The sequence below is a fragment of the Hymenobacter bucti genome, assembly GCF_042681145.1.
In the GTDB taxonomy this organism is placed as follows: domain Bacteria; phylum Bacteroidota; class Bacteroidia; order Cytophagales; family Hymenobacteraceae; genus Hymenobacter; species Hymenobacter bucti.
Map to the genome: position 1 here is coordinate 507,917 of NZ_JBHUFD010000003.1, position 19,607 is coordinate 527,523.

General features: G+C 63.8%; 10 protein-coding genes and 1 riboswitch. Of the genes, 2 read left to right on the plus strand and 8 right to left on the minus strand.

Annotated elements, in window-relative coordinates:
- Positions 1-130 precede the first annotated feature (130 nt).
- The 5 genes from ACFSDX_RS09795 to ACFSDX_RS09815 all read right to left on the minus strand — a co-directional run bounded on the left by ACFSDX_RS09795 (position 131) and on the right by ACFSDX_RS09815 (position 9,902).
- A complete protein-coding gene (locus tag ACFSDX_RS09795; RefSeq protein WP_382313178.1) occupies positions 131-1,144 on the minus strand; it encodes a glycoside hydrolase family 43 protein in 1,014 nt (337 codons plus the stop codon).
- Between the two features lie 44 nt (positions 1,145-1,188).
- Complete coding sequence (locus tag ACFSDX_RS09800) at positions 1,189-2,721, minus strand: glycoside hydrolase (RefSeq protein ID WP_382313180.1); 1,533 nt, start codon at positions 2,719-2,721, stop codon at positions 1,189-1,191.
- A gap of 174 nt (positions 2,722-2,895) precedes the next feature.
- On the minus strand, positions 2,896-4,437 hold the full coding sequence (locus ACFSDX_RS09805) for a RagB/SusD family nutrient uptake outer membrane protein (protein ID WP_382313181.1): 1,542 nt from the start codon (positions 4,435-4,437) through the stop codon (positions 2,896-2,898).
- Between the two features lie 22 nt (positions 4,438-4,459).
- Positions 4,460-7,576 carry a SusC/RagA family TonB-linked outer membrane protein gene (locus tag ACFSDX_RS09810; RefSeq protein ID WP_382313183.1) on the minus strand — a complete coding sequence of 1,039 codons (3,117 nt, stop codon included), beginning with the start codon at positions 7,574-7,576 and terminating at the stop codon, positions 4,460-4,462.
- Positions 7,577-7,970: 394 nt separating this feature from the next.
- A complete protein-coding gene (locus ACFSDX_RS09815; RefSeq protein WP_382313184.1) occupies positions 7,971-9,902 on the minus strand; it encodes a glycoside hydrolase family 35 protein in 1,932 nt (643 codons plus the stop codon).
- A gap of 334 nt (positions 9,903-10,236) precedes the next feature.
- Between ACFSDX_RS09815 and ACFSDX_RS09820 the strand changes: the two genes are divergently transcribed.
- Entirely contained in the window at positions 10,237-14,505 is a 4,269-nt protein-coding gene (locus tag ACFSDX_RS09820) for a hybrid sensor histidine kinase/response regulator transcription factor (RefSeq protein WP_382313186.1), read from the plus strand.
- A 133-nt stretch (positions 14,506-14,638) separates the two neighbouring features.
- Here the strand turns inward: ACFSDX_RS09820 and ACFSDX_RS09825 are convergent, their stop codons facing one another.
- Together ACFSDX_RS09825 and metE are read right to left on the minus strand one after the other, a co-directional pair.
- Positions 14,639-15,049 carry an acyl-CoA thioesterase gene (locus tag ACFSDX_RS09825; RefSeq protein WP_382313187.1) on the minus strand — a complete coding sequence of 137 codons (411 nt, stop codon included), beginning with the start codon at positions 15,047-15,049 and terminating at the stop codon, positions 14,639-14,641.
- Between the two features lie 241 nt (positions 15,050-15,290).
- Positions 15,291-17,615 (minus strand): 5-methyltetrahydropteroyltriglutamate--homocysteine S-methyltransferase, encoded by a 2,325-nt coding sequence (metE, locus tag ACFSDX_RS09830; RefSeq protein WP_382313188.1) that lies wholly within the window; start codon positions 17,613-17,615, stop codon positions 15,291-15,293.
- Positions 17,616-17,819: 204 nt separating this feature from the next.
- Positions 17,820-18,008, minus strand: a riboswitch (cobalamin riboswitch).
- Positions 18,009-18,211: 203 nt separating this feature from the next.
- Between metE and ACFSDX_RS09835 the strand changes: the two genes are divergently transcribed.
- Positions 18,212-18,484 carry a UBP-type zinc finger domain-containing protein gene (locus tag ACFSDX_RS09835; RefSeq protein ID WP_382313189.1) on the plus strand — a complete coding sequence of 91 codons (273 nt, stop codon included), beginning with the start codon at positions 18,212-18,214 and terminating at the stop codon, positions 18,482-18,484.
- 189 nt (positions 18,485-18,673) lie between these two features.
- On the opposite strand, the gene ACFSDX_RS09840 is transcribed toward ACFSDX_RS09835, so the two are convergent.
- A complete protein-coding gene (locus ACFSDX_RS09840; protein WP_382313191.1) occupies positions 18,674-19,408 on the minus strand; it encodes an NADPH-dependent F420 reductase in 735 nt (244 codons plus the stop codon).
- Positions 19,409-19,607: the final 199 nt, after the last annotated feature.

The following is a 19,607-nucleotide window of genomic DNA, read 5'->3' on the forward strand; positions in this document are numbered from 1 at the left end:
TGACAGTCGATATTCTTAATCACTAAAAACCGTTTGTCCCTGCGAGCGCAGCGAAGCAATCGCATCAGAACGAGCTGTTCGGGTTCCGCGCTGGTGCGATTGCTTCGCTGCGCTCGCAAGGACAAACGGTTTATGGGTGATATGCCTGGCCCAGCACGAGCTTGTCGCCCGACAAGTCAACCTCAAACAAGTGCGGCACGCGGTGGTATCTGCCCTTGATGTCCTGGTGGCTGTGCAGCACCATTAGCTGCTTGCCCTCGAAGGTGCGAAACAGCATGCCGTGCCCATAATTGGGCGGCGTGATGGGGTTCGGCTCCTGGCGCCAGGGGCCGGCCAGCGTGCCGCTGGCCGAGTAAGCCACGCCCTGGGTGTACACGTCGTAGACCCAGCTGGTCCAGAGCATTCCTAGGTGGCCGGTTTTGGTGCGAAAAACCCAGGGGCCGTCGGTTACTTTGTTGGGACGCGGCGGGCCGGTGCGCGGGTTTTCGCGGCTCCAGGGCGAGTCGCTGGCCCGAAACAAGACCTGGCCGGTACCTAGGGTGCCGCTCAGGTCGGGTTTCAGCTCGATTTTCTCGACGGTGCCATCCTGGTTTTGCACCCACTCGTGGCAGTAAAGTAGGTAGGGCTTCTGGTCTTTATCGACCCAGAAGCTGCCGTCGAGCGTCGATTTGTTGGCCGGCAGGTACGTTTCGTCGCGCATGGGGCGGTAGGGGCCGGCGGGCTGGTCGCTCACCAGCACGTGGCTGGCGCGGCGCTCCAGCGTGCCGCCTTTCTCTGCCTCAATCTTGAGGGCGCTATTGGTGAAGGTGGCGAAGTAGTAATACTTGCCCTTGTAAGGGTGAATTTCGGCCGCCCAAATCATGGGGTTCGGCCCCATCCAGGAGGCGGGGTCGGGCTGGGCTACCTGGCGCGGGCCCTCCCAGCTTTTCAGGTCTTTGCTCTGCCACAGTAGCCCGCCGGTGCCGGTCATGTAGTAAGTGTGGGTGCGCTGGTCAGCCAGGATGAACGGGTCACTGAGCCGAATGGAATCCAGCGGCACGTTGTGGCGAAGGGTGGGCGGGTTGGGCTGCTGCGCCCGCGCGGTCAGGCCGCTCAGCAGGAGTCCGCTCGCTAGTAGCCACCAAAAAGGGTGCTTGGTGCGCATGGGGTGAGAAAAGAAGGTGAGGCTAAAAAAAGAGGGGAGGGCCATCAGCGCAGCTCGCTCACTAGCGTCGTCACGGAGCGCGGGACCACGCGCAGCGGCTGGCCGGCCGGTACGGCGGCAGCCGGCTGCAAGTCGGCCGTGGTGGAGGTGACGTAGGCCTTGCCCGCGCCTAGCTGCCCGCCGCTCAGCACCAGTTGCACGGTGGCCGGGGTGTCGTAGTCATTGACCACGACGGTTATCAATTGCTTGCCAGTGGGGCTTTTATAGGCCGATACCAGCGGCTGGCCGGCGCGGGCCGAGTCGGCGAGCTGGGCGTCGAGGCGGATGGCGCCGGGGAGCAGGTAGCGGCTGTAGTTGCCTAGGGCCCACAGCATTTTGCTGGGGTGGTAGACGCCATCGGTCTTGCTTTTGTCGATGTAGATGAGGCCGTCCTTGTAGTCGTAGGGCGAGATGGCCAGCCACCACTGCCAGGCGGCGGCGTTGCCCACGGCCAGGTCGTAGTGCACGACTTTGGCCAGGTACAAGGCTGGTTTCATGCCTAGGTCGCGCGGCCCACCGTTGATTTCGCCCGCGTTATCGCCCAGGATGCAGTACTCGCTCTGCCAGTAGCTGATGCCTTTCAGCGCCGCCACGCGGGCCGCCAGCTGCCGGCGGGTGGCGATGGCCGTGGCAGCGGGCGAGGTAGTGAAGTAGCTGTGCCCGGCGATGATGGGCGCCACCTGCGGCGTGCCGCCCAGGTAGGTCGGCGCGGCTTTATCGCCAAAAAAGGCGGCCAGCTGGTCGCCCCGGCCGGGCTTGTCGGCGGCGGTGAAGAGGTAGTCGAGCTTACCGGCTTCCGTCACCAGCACCTTGGTGGGCAGGCGCTGGGCAGCCAGGGCAGCGCTGGTGGCCTGGGCCACGCCGGCTATTTCGGGGTTGCGAAAGGGGCTGCCTTCCTGGCCGCCGTCGCTCCAGTCCCATTGGGGCTCGTTGATGGGGCTGAGGTAGTCGAAGGTGATGCCGGTGGCCTGCTGCACACCCTTTACTACGGTGGCGCAGTAGGTACCTAGGGCGGCGTAGTTGGCGGAGGGCAGGTTGGTTTCGCCTGCTTTGGCGTAGGCCTTGCCGGTGGCGGTGAGCGACACGGGCGGGCTGTTCAGGAAGCCTAGGAACTGCTTGACGCCGCGCTGCTGGGCCGCTTTCATAAACCATAGCTGCCCGGCCTGCCGCGTGAAGTCGTAGCTGCCCGTGGGCGTCAGAAATGACTCGGCGCGGCGCCATTCGTCCTTGATGCCGCTGGCCTCGCCCTGCTCGGCGCTGCCCGCCCCAATGTTGAAGCGCCACATCGAAAGGCCGATGCCTTTGTCCTGGCTGAATAATAAGTCGGCAATGGCTTCCTTCTTAGCAGCGGGCCAGTTGCCCACAAACTGCCCGGCCCAGGCATCGGAAGCGGCGAAGTTGGCAATGGTTTGGTGCGGTTTGGTAGCGTCAATGCGCACCGTCGTGACGGCCGGGGCCTGGGCGCGGGTGGGGCCAGCAGTGGCTAGTAGCACGGCGGCCAGCGGGGCTACTGCGCTTAGCTTCAAGGAAAAAGGCATAGAGAAAGGCTAGGAAAAAGGTAGTCCGGCTGCCCCTCCGGTGTAAGGTGGGCAGCCGGACTATCAAAAGAGGGCGGTCAGAAAGTACCGTGGACTCTGTGAGTCCGCGCGGGAGTAGCCAACTGGTAAGACGACGAACCACGCGCGGACCCGCAGGGTCCACGGTACATGGGGCTAGTAACCAGGGTTCTGGGTTACGTTGCCGCCCGAGAGCTGAATCTGGGTGGTCGGAATCGGGAACAGGTTGTTCTTGTCCGAAATTTGGTCTTTCACCTTGCCCTTATCGTAGGCGTCGGTGCTGGTGAGCTGCGAGGCGTTGAAGGCCTGCATTACGGACACCAGGCGCTTCTGGCGCACTAGGTCGTAGTAGCGGTGGCCTTCCATGGCCAGCTCGAGGCGGCGCTCCAGCCAGATGTCGCTCAGTAGTTGCGCGCCCGACGAGGTGCGGGGCAACACTGTGCCGGGGCTCAGGCGGTTAGCGCGGGCCCGCACTAGGTTTAAGGAAGTCAGAGCTTTGCCATCCTGACCCAGCTTGTTTGATGCCTCGGCGTGCATCAGCAGCAGGTCGGCGTAGCGCAGCTCGATGCGGTTGAGCGGCGAGTGGTCGAGCTCGTTGGCCGGGCGGTCGGCCAGGGCCAGGAACATCTTGCGGCTGATGCGGCCCGACTCGTTTTCGGCGGGCTTGGTGTCGTAGCTCGAGTAGTCGAAGCTGGCCGTTTTGGCCCCCACGTTGTCGCCCTGCTTGATGATGGTCCACTGGCGGCGCGGGTCGGTGCCGAAGGCGCGCTCTAGGTTGCTGCTGGGCGTGTTGAAGCCCCAGCCGCCGTCGGCGCGGCTGCGCATTACCGTTGTGAGGGCGGTGCCGAGGCCGAAGGTCTGGTTGGCGTTGTAGTTGAGCTCAAAAATCGACTCCACGCCGTTGGGGTTGCTCACGCTCCACACGTTGTTGAAGTCGCCCAGGCTGTACTGGTTCGAGTTGATAACCGTTTCGGCGGCCGTTTGGGCCAGGGCCCACTGCTCCGTAAACAGATAGGCCTTAGCCAGGTAGGCATTGGCCGAGCCCTTGGTCGCGCGGCCTTTGTCGGCGCTGGTGCGAGCGTTGCGCTCGGGCAGCGCGGCGGCGGCTTCCTGCAGGTCCTTAATAACCTGCGTGTAGACCTCGGCCGCCGTGGCGCGCTTGATGGCGATGGCCTCGCTCGGCGACACCGGCGTGAGCACCAGCGGCACGCCGCCGTAGCCCTTCACCAGCTCGAAGTAGTTGTAGGCCCGCAAGAACTTCACCTCCCCGATGAGCTGCTGCTGCAAGGTGGGGTCGATGGGCGCCTTGGCGATGCCCACCAGCGCGGCGTTGCAGTTGCCAATCGACTGGTAAATGTGGGTGTAGCGGTTGTCAAACCACTCGTTATTAGGCAGCCAGAAGAAGCGGGCGAAATCGCCGAACTCGCGCTGGTCGCCGGCAATGGCGTTGCCCTTCCAGGCATCGTCCGAGCCGGCGTCGCCGAACATGCGGGTGCGGTCGATTTTCCACCAGCCGTCCTGGTCGGCCAGGGCATAGCAGCCCATCACGGCGGCCTTGCACTCGTCGGCAGTGGTGTAGTAGTTGTCGGTGGTTTGCTGGCCCTGGGGCGAGATATCCAGAAAATTAGAGCACGACTGCGCGCCTAGGCTCAAGCTCAGGCCCAGCGCCAGGGTAAAAATGCGGGGGTAGTTTTTCATGACAGTGGCGGGTGGGAAGGAATTAGAAGGCAATGTTAGCACCCACCAGGTAGGTGCGGTTGGTGGGGTAGTTGCCTAGGTCGATGCCCCGGTTCAGGGCTGACGAGGCGTCGGTGTACGAGCGGCCGTAGCCGATTTCGGGGTCCGCACCGCTGTACTTAGTAAAGGTAAACAGGTTCTGGCCGCTCACGTAGAGGCGCAGGCTAGCCATGTGCATGGCGCTCGAAATCTGCTTGTTGAAGGTATAGCCGACCTGCAGGTTCCGCACGCGGGCGTATGAGCCATCCTCCACGTAGAAGTTGTTGAAGCGCGTCAGGTTCTGGTTGTTGTCGTTGGCCGTAATGCGGGGCACCGTGTTGGAGGTGCCTTCGCCGTGCCAGGCGGTGTTTTCGAGGCCGGCAATCTTGTTGTAGTTGTAGCTGCCCGAGTACCACCAGCCCTTGCTAGCGTTCACCACGTCGTTGCCGAGGCTGCCCACCAGCGAAGCTTGCAGGTCGAAGCCCTTGTAGCCCATGTTCAGGTTCACGCCAAAGGTCATGGCCGGCGTGGGGTTGCCGATGTATTTCTGGTCGTCAGCGTTAATCACGCCGTCGCCGTTGAGGTCCTCAAAGCGGAAGTCGCCGGGCCGGGCGTTAGGCTGGATGGTGGTGCCGCTAGCCGACTTATAAGCATCAATCTCGCCCTGGTTCTGGAAGATACCCGTGTTCTGGTAACCATAGAACGCGCCCACCAGGCCGCCTTCCTCCGTTTTGGAAGGCCGTCCGAAGATGGGCGTGTTACCCGAGTACAGCGCCTGGCCGTTGGCCAGCGTGCCAATGCGGCTGACGGCGCGGGTGGCGTTCACACTCAGGCCGTAGGTGAAGGCGCCACGGTTTTCGGCGTAGCCCACCGTGAAGTCGAGGCCGTTGGTTTTCATGCTGCCGATGTTGGTCACCGGGCTGTTGTAGCCGTAGCCGGCGTGGCCCGGAATCGACTGGAACATGAGCATGTCGGTGGTGTTGCGCCGAAACACGTCGAAGGTAGCCGTCAGCTTATTGCTGAAGAAGCCAAAATCAATACCTAGGTCGTAGTCCTCCACGGTTTCCCACTTCACATCGGGGTTGGGCACGTTGCTCTGAATCACGGCCACTTGCGCCGTGCGGTCGTCGCCGGTCACGTAGTAGGTCTTGCCGTAGGTGCCGGTGTAGGCGGCGTTGGTGAGGCTGCTGATATTCTGGTTGCCCACGCGGCCCCAGCTGGCGCGCACTTTCAGGAAGTTCAGAGTCTCAAACGACTTCATGAAGTCCTCGTCCGTGACCAGCCAGCCCGCCGACAGCGAGGGGAACGTGCCGAAACGGTTGTTGCTCGGGAACACCGAGGCGCCGTCGCGGCGCACGCTGGCCGAGAGCAGGTAGCGCCCCTTGTAGTCGTAGGTGACGCGCCCAATCAGCGAGGCGATGGAGTTAGAGTTGTTGTTGCCGGTGGCGTTGTAGTTGGCGGTGGCCGCGTCGAGCTGGCGCAGGCTCACAGCATTGCTCGGAATGGCCTGGCCCGAGGCGTACTCATTACGGTAGCTGAACTTCTCGAACGTAGCGGCGGCCAGCGCCGTGAAGTTGTGGTCGCCCAGCGACTTGGTGTAGGTCAGCGTGTTGGTGCTGTTCCAGTACAGGTTGAGGTTGTGCTCGCGCGTCACCTGGTTCACCTGGTTGCGCTCGTTGGCGTCGATGGTGTAGAAGGGCGAAAAGGCGTTGCGCTCGTAGAAGTTTGTGTTCGTGCCGAAGCGGGTTTCCGCAATCAGGCCCGGAATAAACTCGTAGTTGGCGTACACGCTGCCCACCAAAAAGTACTGGTTGCGCTTGTCATCGTTGCGCTCCACGGTCGCCAGCGGGTTGCCCACGTCGGTCGGCGAGGCGCCGTAGTAGTCGTAGGGGTTGCCCGAAGTACCGGCCACGCGGGGCGTGGTGATGGGGTCATCGTTGAACGCATCCCGGAACAGCGTGCCGCTATTGATGTAGTTCTGGTTGGTCATCGAGATGTTCAAATCCTGACCCACCTTGAGGTGCTTGGCGGCCTGGTACTGGCTTTTCACGCGCAGCACGAGGCGGTCGAAGTCGGAGCCCCGCACCAGGCCGCGCTCCTTGAAGTAGCTCAGGCCAGTCGAGTACTGCACCTTGTCGGAGCCGCCTGACAGCCCGAGGGAGTAGTTCTGGGTGATGCCGCGCTGCTTAATCTGGTCCCACCAGTTGGTGCTCTGGGTGTACTGGTCGGGGTTGGCGTACACGGGCTGGTTGCCCGAGTTGGTGGCCGCCAGATTCATAATGCGGGCGTACTCGCCGGCCGAGGCCATGTTGGGGAGGCGCGTGGGGTTCGAGATACCCGTGGCCACGTCCACCGTAATCACCGGCGCGCTTATCGAGCCCGCTTTGGTCGTAATCAGCACCACACCATTGGCCGCCCGCGAGCCGTAGATGGCAGCCGAGGCCGCATCTTTCAGCACCGTGAGGGTGGCAATATCCTTGGGGTTGAGATAGTTGATGTCATTCACCGGCAGGCCATCCACCACGTAGAGCGGGCTGTTGCCGTTGATGGTCGAGATGCCGCGCACCAGAATTTGGGGCTGGCTGCCCGGCTCCGAGCCGGCGCTGGTTACCGTTACGCCGGCGGCCTTGCCTTGCAGGGCCGAGCCCACGTCGCTCACCGTCAGCTTCGAAAGCTCGGCGCCCTGTACGGTAGTTACGGCGTTGGTCACGGTGCGCTTTTCCTGCGAGCCAAAGCCGATAACTACGGCCTCGTCGAGGGCTTGGGCGCTCGCGGCTAGCTTTACGGTCACGGCTGAGCCGCTGGCCGCCACTTCCTGCCGCACGTAGCCGATGGAAGAAATAACGAGCGTGGGGTTGGCCGTGCCCTCGGGCACCCGCAGCGAGAAGCGGCCGTTTTCGTCAGTAGTAGTGCCGATGGTCGTGCCTTTCAGCACCACCGTTACGCCGGGCAGGCCGGCGCCTTTTTCGTCGAGCACGGTACCGCTCACGGGCGTGTCGGCGGCGGTGGCCCGGCGCGGGGCACCTAGGGCGGTGCCTTCGCTGGGGAGGGCGGCGGTGGGGGCGGCGGCTACTGCCAGGGGCAGCAAAGCTCCGCAGAGGAGTATAGATTTTGCTTGCATCAGCAAGAAGAGTTGCGGCCGGCCGAAGCCTGCCTGGGTGGGGAAAAAGTGGAAATCAGGGCAAGGCCACGCCCAGTGCCGGTCCAATGGGCAAGCGGCAAACGGGGGGCGTGGGGAGGATGTAAAATTACCAGCTAAGTAGACCTCCTAGGGGGCCGTTTTTCGGCAGAAAAGGGGCCAAAAATCGGTCAGTTGGTAGTTGCGCCTAGGTCAGGCTAATGGGTAAAATGCTTGTGAATAGCAGAATAAGTAAAAACGTGTGTTAAAGCGGTTTTCAACCGGCAGCGGCGCCTAGCCGTAGTCCCCGCGCCCCAGCCTGCACCCCAAAAGGCCTGGGAGTACGCTGCTGGTTGACCAGTAGCGTACCCCTGGGCCCTTCGGTTTTTGGCAGTTTTTACAAAGACCCTAGGGGCTTGAGCTCGCTGAGGATGGGGTGGTCGAGGCCGGCCAGGCTGGCCTGCTGAGGCTTGAGCAGTTCGAGTACGGTAATCTCGTTGGCGCCTTTTTTGAGCCACTCGGCCGGCACGTACAGCGTCTGCTGCGGGCCGATGGCCCAGTAGCGTCCTAGGTTGTGGCCGTTGACCCACACGCTGCCCTTGCCCCACTGGCGCAGGTCGAGGTAGGTGTCGGTGGGCGTGGCCACGGTGAAGGTGCCAGTGCGCAGCACCGGGCCGCTGGTGGCGGTGGGGGCCGCCGCGCTGGCCTTGGCCACGGCCGGCGCCTGGTCGAAGGGCAGGCCGTACTGCTGCCAGCCGGTGAGCTCCTTGCCCCCGAGGGTCACGCTTTTGGTGATGCCCTTGGTGTTCTGGAGTAGGTACTCGCCGAAGTTAATCCGGCCCATATTCTCCACCAGAATGTCGAGCTGCACCTTGCCGGCGGGCAGCGTCAGGCGCAGGCTGTCCTGGCGCTCGCGCCGGTCGAGGGTACCCACGCGCTGGCCGTTCACCAGCACCACGGCGTAGTCGCGCAGGTCGCGCAGCTTGAGCACTTGCGCGCTGCCGCCTGTTACGGTGGTGCGGTAGAGCACGAAACCGTAGGCCTGCTTGAGCGCCTCGAAAGTGAGGGGCTTCTGGCTGGCTACCGGAGCCGGCAGCTGGCCCAGCAGGGGCACGCTTTTAGTGAGCTGCACGGCCGGCAGGGCCACGCTGGGCTTGGCGGCGGGCACGGGCGGTAGGGGCTGGTTCTTGGGCCGGTACTTGGCAATGACCTCGCGGAAGGCCCGGAACTTGGCCGTGGCGTTGCCGGCTTCGTCGAGAGGTGCGTCGTAGTCGTAGCTGCTCACCTGGGGCTCGTAGTGCGAGGTGTCGCCCTTGAAGTTGGCCCCGTTCATGAAGCCGCGGGTGGTGCCGCCGTGGAACATGTACATGTTGATGCTCATGCCGGCGCGCAGTACCGAGTCGAGGCCCGGCGTGTAGCGGGCGGCGGGCACGGTGTGGTGCGGGGTGCCCCACCAGTCGAACCACGCCGGGTACCACTCGGCCACGTAGTAGGGGCCTTTGCCGTCGTGGTTGCTATTGACGAGCTGGCGGATTTGGCTGGGCTTATCGGTGCCGTTCACGGCGGGCAGCAGGCCGGGTAGGTGGCCGGCGGCCACGTCCTTCACCGGGTCGCAGGTGTAGAGCAGGCCATCAAAGCCGGCTTGCTCAAACAAACGCTTGTTTTGGGCCAGGTACGCTTTGTCGGCGCCGTAGGACCCGTACTCGTTCTCAACCTGCACCATCAGCACGGGGCCGCCGTGGTTGACTTGCAGCGGGGCCAGCTGCTTGCCCACGGCTTGCAGGTAGCGGGTGTAGGCCGCGATGTATTGGGGCTCCTGCGAGCGCACTTTCAGGCCGGGCACGTTCTGGAGCCAGTAGGGGTAGCCGCCAAATTCCCATTCGGCACACACGTAGGGGCTGGGGCGCAAAATCACCCACAGGCCTTCCTCCTGGGCCATCTTCACAAAAGCGGCCACATCGTTATTGCCCGTGAAGTCGTACTTGCCCGGCTGGGGCTCATGCACGTTCCAAAACACGTAGGTGCCTATCGTGTTCAGGCCCATGGCCTTGGCCATTTTGAGGCGGCTGCGCCAGGCCTCGCGCGGAATGCGGGGGTAGTGCAGCTCGCCCGATATCATTTGCAGGGGCTTGCCATCGAGTAGAAACTGGTTGGTGCCTAGGGCAAACGTATGCTGCGGCGCCGGTGCGGACTTAGGGGCAGTCGTGGCCGTAGTGGCCCGCTTGCGGGGCGGCCGGGCGGCTTGCGGGTGGCGGGTAGCCGGGGCGGCCTCGGCCAGGCCGGCGGCCAGTAGCAAGAGAGCCAGTTGCGAGAAAGTAGATTTTCTCATAGAGGAGCGAAGTGGCGGGACGCGGCAGGGCCGGGCAGCCGGGTGGGAAATGCCCCGCCGCCGTGGGCGAGGGGAGATGGCAGAATAAGACGGTGACAAAAGTACCCGGTAGGTTGGCTGGGGCTGGGGTGCTTTTTCGGCAAAAACCAACCTAAATTCCCTCATTACACCTCAAAACAACGTCCTAGAGCCTTCCGCGCTAATAGACGGGTTAGGTGCCGCTTGGCTGCGCTGGGCGCTAAAGCAAGATGGCCGAGCGGCCCTAGGGCGGTTGCCCGCCGGGCGCCTAGGTGTTATCTTTCCTTAGCCGAAGCCAAGGCTGAGGAAGAAATTTATGCTAAAAGGACTGCGTAGGGTGCAATGGTTTGGGCTGCTGCTGGGGCTCCTGTGGAGCGCCGCCGGGCAGCGCGCGCAGGCCCAGGACACCCCACCCGGCGAGTTTCGCTTCGAGCACCTTACCGTGGACCAGGGCCTCTCGCACAGCGACGCCATGTGCATGGCCCAGGACCACGACGGCTTCATCTGGATTGGCACCAACCGGGGCATCGACCGCTACGATGGCTACGGCCTGCGGTCCTACGACTTGCCCATCAACCCGCGCAACGGGCAGTCGGGCAACCGCATTGCCACGCTGCTGGCGGCGCCCAACGGCCAGCTGTGGGTGGGCGCCGAAACCTCGGGCCTCAGCCGCTACGACGCCAACCACGATGCGTTCGTGCCCCTAGGGGCCGCGGCCTGGCCCGCCGCCTACCGGGCCCTGGGCGGCCGCCTGGCCCAGGCTGATGTGAAGGCCCTGACCACCGACGCTCAGGGCCGCCTCTGGGTCGGCACCGCGCAGGACGGGCTTTTTATTCTGAGTTTCACGCCCCAGGGCCAGCCCCTGGCTTTGCGCCAATTGCCGCCTACGGCCGCTGGCCGGCCCGCCCTGCTGGGTATCAAGAGCCTGGCCATCGATGCCGACGGGCAGGCCTGGGTGGGCACCCGCAGCGCGGGCCTGGTGGTGGTGCGCACCACCGAGCCCACGCTGCCCGTCGAAGCCACTTCGCTGACGCTGGCCGTAAGCGCGCTCACCCTCGACCGCCGCGGCGACCTGTGGGTGGGTACCGAGCGGCAAATTTTCTGGATACCGGCGGCCAGCCGCCGCACCGGCCACGCGCTGGCCGCGCACGCGCTGCCGCACCACTACCCGCTCATTCAGGCGCTGCACCTCGACTCCTATGGGCGGCTGTGGGCGGGCACGCTATATGGCCTCTATGTGTGGGAGGCGGGCGTAGTCACGGGCACCACCCCACCGCTACGCACCACGCGGCCCACCCTGTTTTTGCCCCGCGATGGCGAGGTGCACGGCCTGAACTCGGAGCGCGTGCACCAGATTTTTGAGGGCCGCGACCAGCTCGTGTGGCTGTGCGCCTCGGCCGGCGGCCTCAACAAAGTGAACTTACGCCAGCGGGCCTTTGGGCAGCTGCGCCACCAGCTCACGGGCCAGCCGGCCCTATCGAATGCCAACAACTACATCAACGCCATCTATAAGGAAGAGGCCACGAATACGCTGTGGCTGGGCTCGCGCAATGGCGTGTCGGCCTACGACCTAGGGCGCCACACTTACCGCAGCTACCTCAACCAGCAGTCCGATACGGTGCGGGGCGTGGACGTGGCCACCATCTTCCGCGCTGCCGATGGCACGCTCTGGTTTGGCACCCGGGACAACGGGCTGGTGGCCCTGCGCCGCACCGGCGGGCGTGAGCAGCTGACGACCTACCGCCGCCTGCCGGGCGGCTTCGACCTGGCGGCCAGTAGTGTCGAGCACCTCGCCCAGGATGGCCAGGGCACGCTCTGGGTGGCCACGTTCTCGCAGGGTTTGTTTCGCCTCAGCCCCGAGGGCAAGCTGCTGGCCCATTACGACGCGCCGCGCGCGGGCCTGCCCACCAGCCGCTTTACCTACCTGCTCTACGATGCCCGGCGCGACGTGCTGTGGGCCAGCACCCGCAACGCGGGCCTGCTCAAGCTGCGGCCCACCGCCGACTCGCTGCAAGTGTTGCAACAGTTTGCCTACGATGCCCGGCGTCCGGCCGCCGGCCTGCGCGTCAACTACGTATGGCCGCTGCTGCTGGGCAAGAACGGCGACCTGTGGGTGGGCACCATCGGGGGCGGGCTGCACCAGCTCCGCACCGATGCCCAGGGCCGCGACGTGGTGCAGCCCTACAGTCGCTACCTGCCCGAAAGCGACGTGGAAAGCCTGCTGGCCGACGAGGCCGGCAACCTCTGGATAGGGGGCACGGGCCTCTACCGCTTCACGCCGGCCACCCGCCGCTACCTGCGCTACGACGTGGCCGACGGCCTGCAAAGCAACGCCTTCAAGATTGGGGCCGCCGCCCGCGGGGCCGATGGCACGCTGTATTTCGGCGGCATTAATGGCATCAATTACTTCCAGCCCTGGGCTATTCAGGCCAACCCCACGCCGCCGGTGGTGCAGCTCACGGGCCTGCGCGTGGCCAACCAGCCGGTGGGCGTGGGCCGGCCTTTCCACGGCCGAGTGGTGCTACCTAGGGCCCTGAGCCGGCCCCAGACGGTGACCATCCGGGCGGCCGAAAATGACTTTTCGGTCGAGTTCGTGGCCCTCAACTATACCAATCCGCAGAAAAATCACTACGCCTACCGTTTGCTGGGCTACCAGGAGGGCTGGGTGGCACCCGGCCCAGGCCAGCGCACCGCCAGCTTTGCCAACCTGCCGCCCGGCCGCTACACCCTGGAGGTGAAGGCCGACAACGGCGAGGGCGTGTGGTCGCCGCGGCCGGCCACCATGCAGTTTGAGGTGCTGGCGCCGTGGTACAAAACCTGGTGGGCCTACCTAGGGTACGCCCTGGCGCTGGTGGGGGCCGTGGCTTTCTACCGCCGCACCGAAATGACCCAGCAAAATCTGCGCAACAAGCTGGCGCTGGAGCAGTTTCAGGCCGAAAAGGAAAAGGAGCTTACCAACCTCAAGCTGGGCTTTTTTACCAACGTGAGCCACGAGCTGCGCACGCCGCTCACCCTCATTCTGGGGCCGATGGAGGAGATAATCGGCTCGGCGGGCCCCATCCACCACCTGCGCGACAAGGTGGTGCTGATGCACAAGCAGACGCGCAAGCTGCTGGACCTGGTCAACCAGTTGCTCGATTTTCGGAAGGTGGAAACCGGCCACGTGCCGCTGCGCGCCAGCTACGCCAACGTGGTGCGCTTCCTGGGGGAGGTGTTCGCCGCGTTTGAGCAAAAGGCCACCGAGCGCCGCCTCACCTACCTGCTCGACGTGCCCGCTGAAGCCGTGCGGCTGTACTTCGACCGCAGCAAGCTCGAAATCATTCTCACCAACCTGCTGGCCAACGCTTTTAAGTACACGCCCGAGGGCGGGCGCATCGAGCTGGCGGCCACGGTGGTGGGTACGCCGGGCGGCGAAGCTGTGTTTGAGAGCGGCCAGCCGGTTGGCAACTACCTAGAGATAAGCGTAGTCGATACCGGCGCCGGCATCGCGGCCAGCGAGCTGGCGCACATTTTTGACCCGTATTACCAAGCCTCGCACACCGACACGCTGCGTATGACGGGCACCGGCATCGGGCTGTCGCTGGTCAAGCAGTTTGCCGAGCGGCACGGGGGCAGCGTGGCGGTGGCCAGCGAGGTAGGGTCGGGCACCACGTTTCGGCTGCGGCTGCCCTTCGGCCAGGCCCACTTGCAGCCCGGCGACCTAGTGCCCGACGCCGAACAGCCCGAGCCACTGGCCGCGCTGCCCGACGCCGAGGCCCTCGACCTGCCCAACGAGCCGGTGCTGCTGGCCACCCGCCCGCGCCTGCTGGTGGTGGAAGACAACGACGAGGTGCGCCAGTACTTGCAACAGCTTTTCGCGGCCGACTACGAGGTAGTGGCCGCCGCCGACGGCCTCGAAGGCTGGCAGCTGGCCCTCGAGCAAGCCCCGGCCCTAGTTATCAGCGATGTAATGATGCCGCGCAGCGATGGCCTCGAGCTGTGCCAGCGCCTCAAGCAGCACCCCAAAACCAGCCACGTGCCGGTGCTGCTGCTCACGGCCCGCACCGCTGCGCTGCACGAGGTAGCCGGCCTCGACTTGGGCGCCGACGACTACGTGCCCAAGCCCTTCAATCCGCTGGTGCTGCAAGCCAAAGTGGCCACGCTGCTGCGCAACCGCCACCAGCTGCGCGAATACTACCAGCGCCAGCTGCTACTCGAGCCCACCGAGCTCGTCATCCCCGACGCCGACCGCACCTTCCTGGAGCAGGCCATGCGCGCCGTGGAAGCCCACCTCACCGACCCCGCCTTCAGCGTGGTGGTGCTGGCCGAGGCGCTCTGCATGAGCCAGTCGGTGATGTACCGCCGCATCAAAAGCATCACGGGCCAAACCACGGTCGAGTTTATCCGCGACGTGCGCATGAAGCGCGCCGCCCAGCTGCTGGCCCACAGCGGCCTGCGCGTGTCCGAAATCGCGTTTGAGGTAGGGGTGGAGAATGTGAAGTACTTCCGCAAGACCTTCCAGAAAATCTACGGCATGGCCCCCTCCGAGTACGCCCGCCAGCACCGCCCCGCTCGCGAAGGCGCGCTGGTTGACGAGGAGGAGTAGGGGGTGAAAAACGATTGTCATGCAGAGCGCAGCGAAGCATCTCGCGTGGTGCAGTACATTCTAACGCCTAGGATTACTGCATCACGCGAGATGCTTCGCTGCGCTCTGCATGACGACCGCTTTTTATCGCACTTCAACTCTGAACCAACCCTACGCCCGAGCGCACCGACACGGGCCGGCGGTGCTCATCGACCGCTACGAACGTGAACAGGCCGGTAACGGCCAGTTGGCGGTCCTCCGAATACATCTGCTCCACGTAAAGCTCGACGCGCACCTGCACGCTGGTATTACCTACGTGCGCTACGTTGCCGATGAGCTCGACCAGCGAGCCGCCGGGAATGGGATGCGTAAAATCGACCTTGTCGGAGGATACGGTCACCATCTTGAGCCGCGAAAAGCGCGTGGCCGTGATAAAGGCGACCTCATCCATGAGCATGAGCGTGGCGCCGCCAAAAAGCGTGTCGTAATGGTTAGTAGTATTGGGAAATACGGCTTTGAAGATGCGCGTTTCGGCGCGGGCAATTTGGATAGCGAGGGAGTCCATAGAACGTAAGAGGGTAATTTTTGATGTTTAACTGTCTGCCAGTAATCGAGTAAAGACGGTCGTCATGCAGAGCGCAGCGAAGCATCTCGCGTGGTGTAGTAATCTCTGACGCTAGAGTTCACTGCACCACGCGAGATGCTTCGCTACGCTCTGCATGACAGCCAAGTGCTATCGTTTTTGAGGGGAAATCTTAACGGGCTGGGCGACAACCGCGCCGCCCGGCCCTTAGGTAGGCTACTGGCTAGCTAACCGGCTGCAAGGCGGCCACCTGCCGCAGCTGGGTAGCGGCCTGCACCATCTGGCGCAGGGAGGCTTCGGTTTCGGGCCATTTGCGGGTTTTGAGGCCGCAGTCGGGGTTTACCCACAGGTTTTCGGCGGGCACGATGGCCTGGGCTTTTTCGAGCAGGGCCACCATCTCGTCCACGGTGGGCACGCGGGGCGAGTGGATGTCGTACACGCCCGGCCCAATCTGGTTAGGGTACTGGAAATCGGCGAAGGCGGTGAGCAGCTCCATCTGCGAGCGCGAGGTTTCCATCGTAATCACGTCGGCGTCGAGGGCCGCGATGGCGGGCAGCATGTCGTTGAACTCCGAGTAGCACATGTGGGTGTGAATCTGGGTTTCGTCGCGCACGCCCGCGGCGGCCACCCCGAAGGCCCGCACCGCCCAGGCCAGATAGGCCGGCCAGTCGGTGCGGCGCAGTGGCAGCCCCTCCCGGATGGCGGGCTCGTCAATCTGAATGATGCCGATGCCGGCCGCTTCCAACGCCTGCACCTCCTCCCGGATGGCCAGCGCCAGCTGCAACGCCGTGAGGGCGCGGGGCTGGTCGTCGCGCACAAACGACCACTGCAAGATGGTCACCGGCCCGGTCAGCATGCCCTTCATCGGCTTGGTAGTCAAGGACTGCGCGTAGGTGCTCCAGGCCACCGTCATGTCCTGCGGGCGGTGAATGTCGCCGTACAAAACGGGCGGTTTCACGCAGCGGCTGCCGTAGCTCTGCACCCAGCCGTGGCCGGTGAAGGCGAAGCCGTCGAGTAGCTCGCCGAAGTACTCCACCATGTCGTTGCGCTCAAACTCGCCGTGCACCAGCACGTCGAGCCCTAGGTCTTCCTGCCACTGCACCACCTCGGCGGTGGCTTGTTGCAGCGCGGTTTGGTAAGCGGCGTCGGTTAGGTCACCCTTTTTCCAGCGCGCCCGCAGCTGCCGAATGTCCTCGGTCTGCGGAAACGAGCCGATGGTAGTAGTCGGAAATAGCGGCAGTTGCAGCCGCGCCTGCTGCACGATGATGCGCTGCGAAAAGGGGCTCTGGCGGCGGGCATCGGCCTCGGTCAAGGCCGCCGTGCGCTCCTTGATGTGCTGTCGGTGGATGCGCGCCGACTGCCGCCGGCTGGCCAGCGCGGCCTGATTCTGGGCTAGCAGCTCGGCGCTGCCGGGCGCCTGGGTAGACAGCTGGTGCAGGTCGCGCACCTCGCCCAGCTTCTGCTTGGCAAAGGCGAGCCAGGGCTTGATTTCGGGCAACAGTCCAGCTTCGCTGGTTTCTAGGTCGAGGTCGCAGGGGCTGTGCAGCAGCGAGCAACTGGGCGCCAGCAGCACGCGGTCGGGGCCGAGCAGCGCCACGGCCGCCTCAACCAGGGCCAGGGAAGCCTGGTAGTCGTTCTTCCAGATGTTGCGGCCATCGACCACTCCGAGGGAGAGTGAGAGCCAGCTTGGCACCAGCGGCAACACCGCCGCCAGCTGCTCGGGCGCGCGTATCAGGTCGAGATGCAGCGCGTGGATGGGCAGCTTGAGGGCCGTTTCGACATTGTCGCGCAGGCCCTCGAAGTAGGTGGCCACCATTATTTTTAGGCCGGGGCAACGGCGGGCGAGGTGGGCGTAGGCCCGCTGGTAGGCCTCGCGTTCGGCCAGTGTCAGGTCGAGGACCAGGCAGGGCTCGTCGAGCTGCACCCAGGCGGCGCCCTGCTGATGCAGGCGGTTCAGCGCCAGTTCGTACACGGGCAGCAGGCGGCTCAGCAGCTCCAGGCGGTGGAAGCCGCTTTCCTTCTCCTTGCCCAGCAGCAGGTACGAAACCGGACCTAGGAGCACGGGCTTGGCCGCGGCGCCCAGCTGCTGATGGGCCTGGTTAAACTCATTGAAGAGGCGCGTCGAGAACAGCGTAAACTGCTGGTCCTTGGTAAACTCGGGCACCAGGTAGTGGTAGTTGGTATCAAACCACTTGGTCATCTCCAGGGCCGTCAGATCGAGCCCGTCGCGCTGGTAGCCCCGCGCCATGGCGAAGTACAAATCCAGCTCGGTCGTGTCGCGGTTTTGGGTCACCAGCGGCGTGTAGCGAGCCGGAATATTACCCACCAATAGGCTCGTGTCTAGCACCTGGTCGTAGTAGCTGAAGTCGTGGCACGGTATCAGGTCGAGGCCGGCTTCTTGTTGCAGCTGCCAGTTTTGGGCCCGGATGCGGGCGCCCACTTGGTGCAGTTCGGCGGCGCTGAGTGTGCCGGCCCAGTATTTTTCGCTAGCCTTCTTTAGTTCGCGCTGGCTACCAATGCGCGGGTAGCCTAGGTTGTGCGTAAGCATAAAAGCTTGGGGGTTAGAATGATGAAAATCATTCTCCGCAAGGGGCGCCTGCCCCCGCGCCCTGCCGCAGTTGTGCCAGCCAAGCCGAACCACGGTGCGAATAAGGCGTGCGCACGCCCGCTGGCCCCGGGGCGGCGTCCCGCCCGGCCAGTTCACACCGCAATTCAATCAGCCAGACTACCGCCCCAGTTCGCGAGGGCCTTCGTCTAAAGTCGTAGGTAGGCAAGTCTCCTGGCTTGTACCATTATAGTCCTCCTTCTCACCCAACCGGGCAATGGAAATAAACTGACTATAACTTGCTGCGGTACTTACAGTTGCGCGACAGCCCGTGATTCTCACACGGTTCCTTATTAATCTCGGTATTACCCGAAAACCTTCCTACGGCAATTGAATATTGCAAAGAATCTGGCGTGAAGATACACGCCGCCCCCAATGGCGACCGCGCCGGGTTCTCGCCAAGCGGTAAAAACCGAGGAAAATATGGTACGAAAGCCGGGCGCACTACCGCAATCTGGTAACCCACCCAGTACTTTGCGAGCGCCGCCCGGCGTTGCGCCGGCTGCCCAATAACCTTCTTCTTAACTCGTTTTTCGCTCATGGACGCCCCTTGCCAACATTTGCAGGCTCTCGACTTGCACCACCTCAAACGCGATACTCACCACGTGTGCCCCGAGTGCGTGGCCCTGGGCGATACCTGGGTACACCTGCGCATTTGCCAGGAGTGCGGCCACGTGGGCTGCTGCGACGACTCGAAGAACAAGCACGCTACCAAGCACTTCCACGCTACCCAGCACCCCGTTATTACCTCAGCCCAGCCCGGCGAGCGCTGGGCCTGGTGCTACCCCCACGAGGCGTTTATGGAATATTGAGATGGATTTTGGTGGGTAGGGTCGGCAAAATGGCGGTCATCATTAGAGCGGGCCGTTAACAAAATGCTAGTCAACTAGCAGGTAGGTTGCTGACCAGTTATAAGCTAAAGACCACCCGTGGACAAAACAGTTCGCGGGTGGTCTTTAGCTCAAAAAGGCGCCATTAAAAGGCTGGTGGGGCTGGTGGTGCTAGTTGTCGCCGCGCTGCGACCCGTACTGCTTTATCATCTGCTCTTCCTGCACCACGTGGCTGGCCGCGAACTGCTTGCGCTGCTCCTCAGTGCGCTCGGTGCCGAGACTTTCCAGCTGCTTTTTAAGCTCCGTGGCCGGCAAATCGGCGCCGTACACCGGCGTGCCGGGCTGCTGCCGCCACGACTCGTGCAGGCTGCCGTTGTCGACGGCGTCGAAGCCCAGCTCCTCTACCAGCGCCATCACCTTTTGCTTGGCGGCGGCATCGTCGCCGGCCACCGGTAGGCCCACGCGGCCGGGTGTACCCGCGGGTTTGCCACTGCTTTCAAGGCTCGTAAAGGCGATGTTGTTGAACACTTTCACTACGGGGCGGCCTAGGTGCTGTTGCACCCACTCGCTCTCAGTAAGGTCGCCCTGCTCAAGCTCCGGAAGCTGGCCATCGCGCAGCAAGGGGTAGTAGTTGCTCGTGTCAACAACCGGCACGCTGGCGGGCACGCCGTCGAACAAGTCTTTGGGCAGCTTGGGAATGCTTTTTAGCGGAATAGTTACAATGATGATTTCCCCGCTGCGGGCGGCTTCGTGGGCCGTGACGGCGATAGCCCCCGTTTTTGCAGCCAGGTCCGCCAGCGTTTCCGGGCCGCGCGAGTTGGCGATGGCTACGGTGTGGCCCAGCTTGGTAAGGCGGCCGGCGAGGGTGCCGCCAATGTAGCCGGCACCAATGATTCCTATTTTCATCTTCTTAAGTTCACGTTAAAGAAAGGGTGATGCCGCCGCCTAGGGTAGCTGCGAGTAGCTAAACAGCCGCGGGCGCCAATTGCTTTCTTTGGGTACCTGGGTCAGTTCAGCACAGCTGCTTTCTCCTTTAGCACGAGCTACTTGGTGCGGTTTGTGGCGGCTTTTAGCGGCCTGCTTAGGTGCGGGGCAGCTCCCGGCC

What these genes read in the sequence shown, in the direction of transcription:
- ACFSDX_RS09795 (WP_382313178.1), bottom strand. Translation starts at nt 1,144, where the DNA reads ATGCGCACCAAGCACCCTTTTTGGTGGCTACTAGCGAGCGGACTCCTG.
- ACFSDX_RS09800 (WP_382313180.1), bottom strand. Translation starts at nt 2,721, where the DNA reads ATGCCTTTTTCCTTGAAGCTAAGCGCAGTAGCCCCGCTGGCCGCCGTG.
- ACFSDX_RS09805 (WP_382313181.1), bottom strand. Translation starts at nt 4,437, where the DNA reads ATGAAAAACTACCCCCGCATTTTTACCCTGGCGCTGGGCCTGAGCTTG.
- ACFSDX_RS09810 (WP_382313183.1), bottom strand. Translation starts at nt 7,576, where the DNA reads ATGCAAGCAAAATCTATACTCCTCTGCGGAGCTTTGCTGCCCCTGGCA.
- ACFSDX_RS09815 (WP_382313184.1), bottom strand. Translation starts at nt 9,902, where the DNA reads ATGAGAAAATCTACTTTCTCGCAACTGGCTCTCTTGCTACTGGCCGCC.
- ACFSDX_RS09820 (WP_382313186.1), top strand. Translation starts at nt 10,237, where the DNA reads ATGCTAAAAGGACTGCGTAGGGTGCAATGGTTTGGGCTGCTGCTGGGG.
- ACFSDX_RS09825 (WP_382313187.1), bottom strand. Translation starts at nt 15,049, where the DNA reads ATGGACTCCCTCGCTATCCAAATTGCCCGCGCCGAAACGCGCATCTTC.
- metE (WP_382313188.1), bottom strand. Translation starts at nt 17,615, where the DNA reads ATGCTTACGCACAACCTAGGCTACCCGCGCATTGGTAGCCAGCGCGAA.
- ACFSDX_RS09835 (WP_382313189.1), top strand. Translation starts at nt 18,212, where the DNA reads ATGGACGCCCCTTGCCAACATTTGCAGGCTCTCGACTTGCACCACCTC.
- ACFSDX_RS09840 (WP_382313191.1), bottom strand. Translation starts at nt 19,408, where the DNA reads ATGAAAATAGGAATCATTGGTGCCGGCTACATTGGCGGCACCCTCGCC.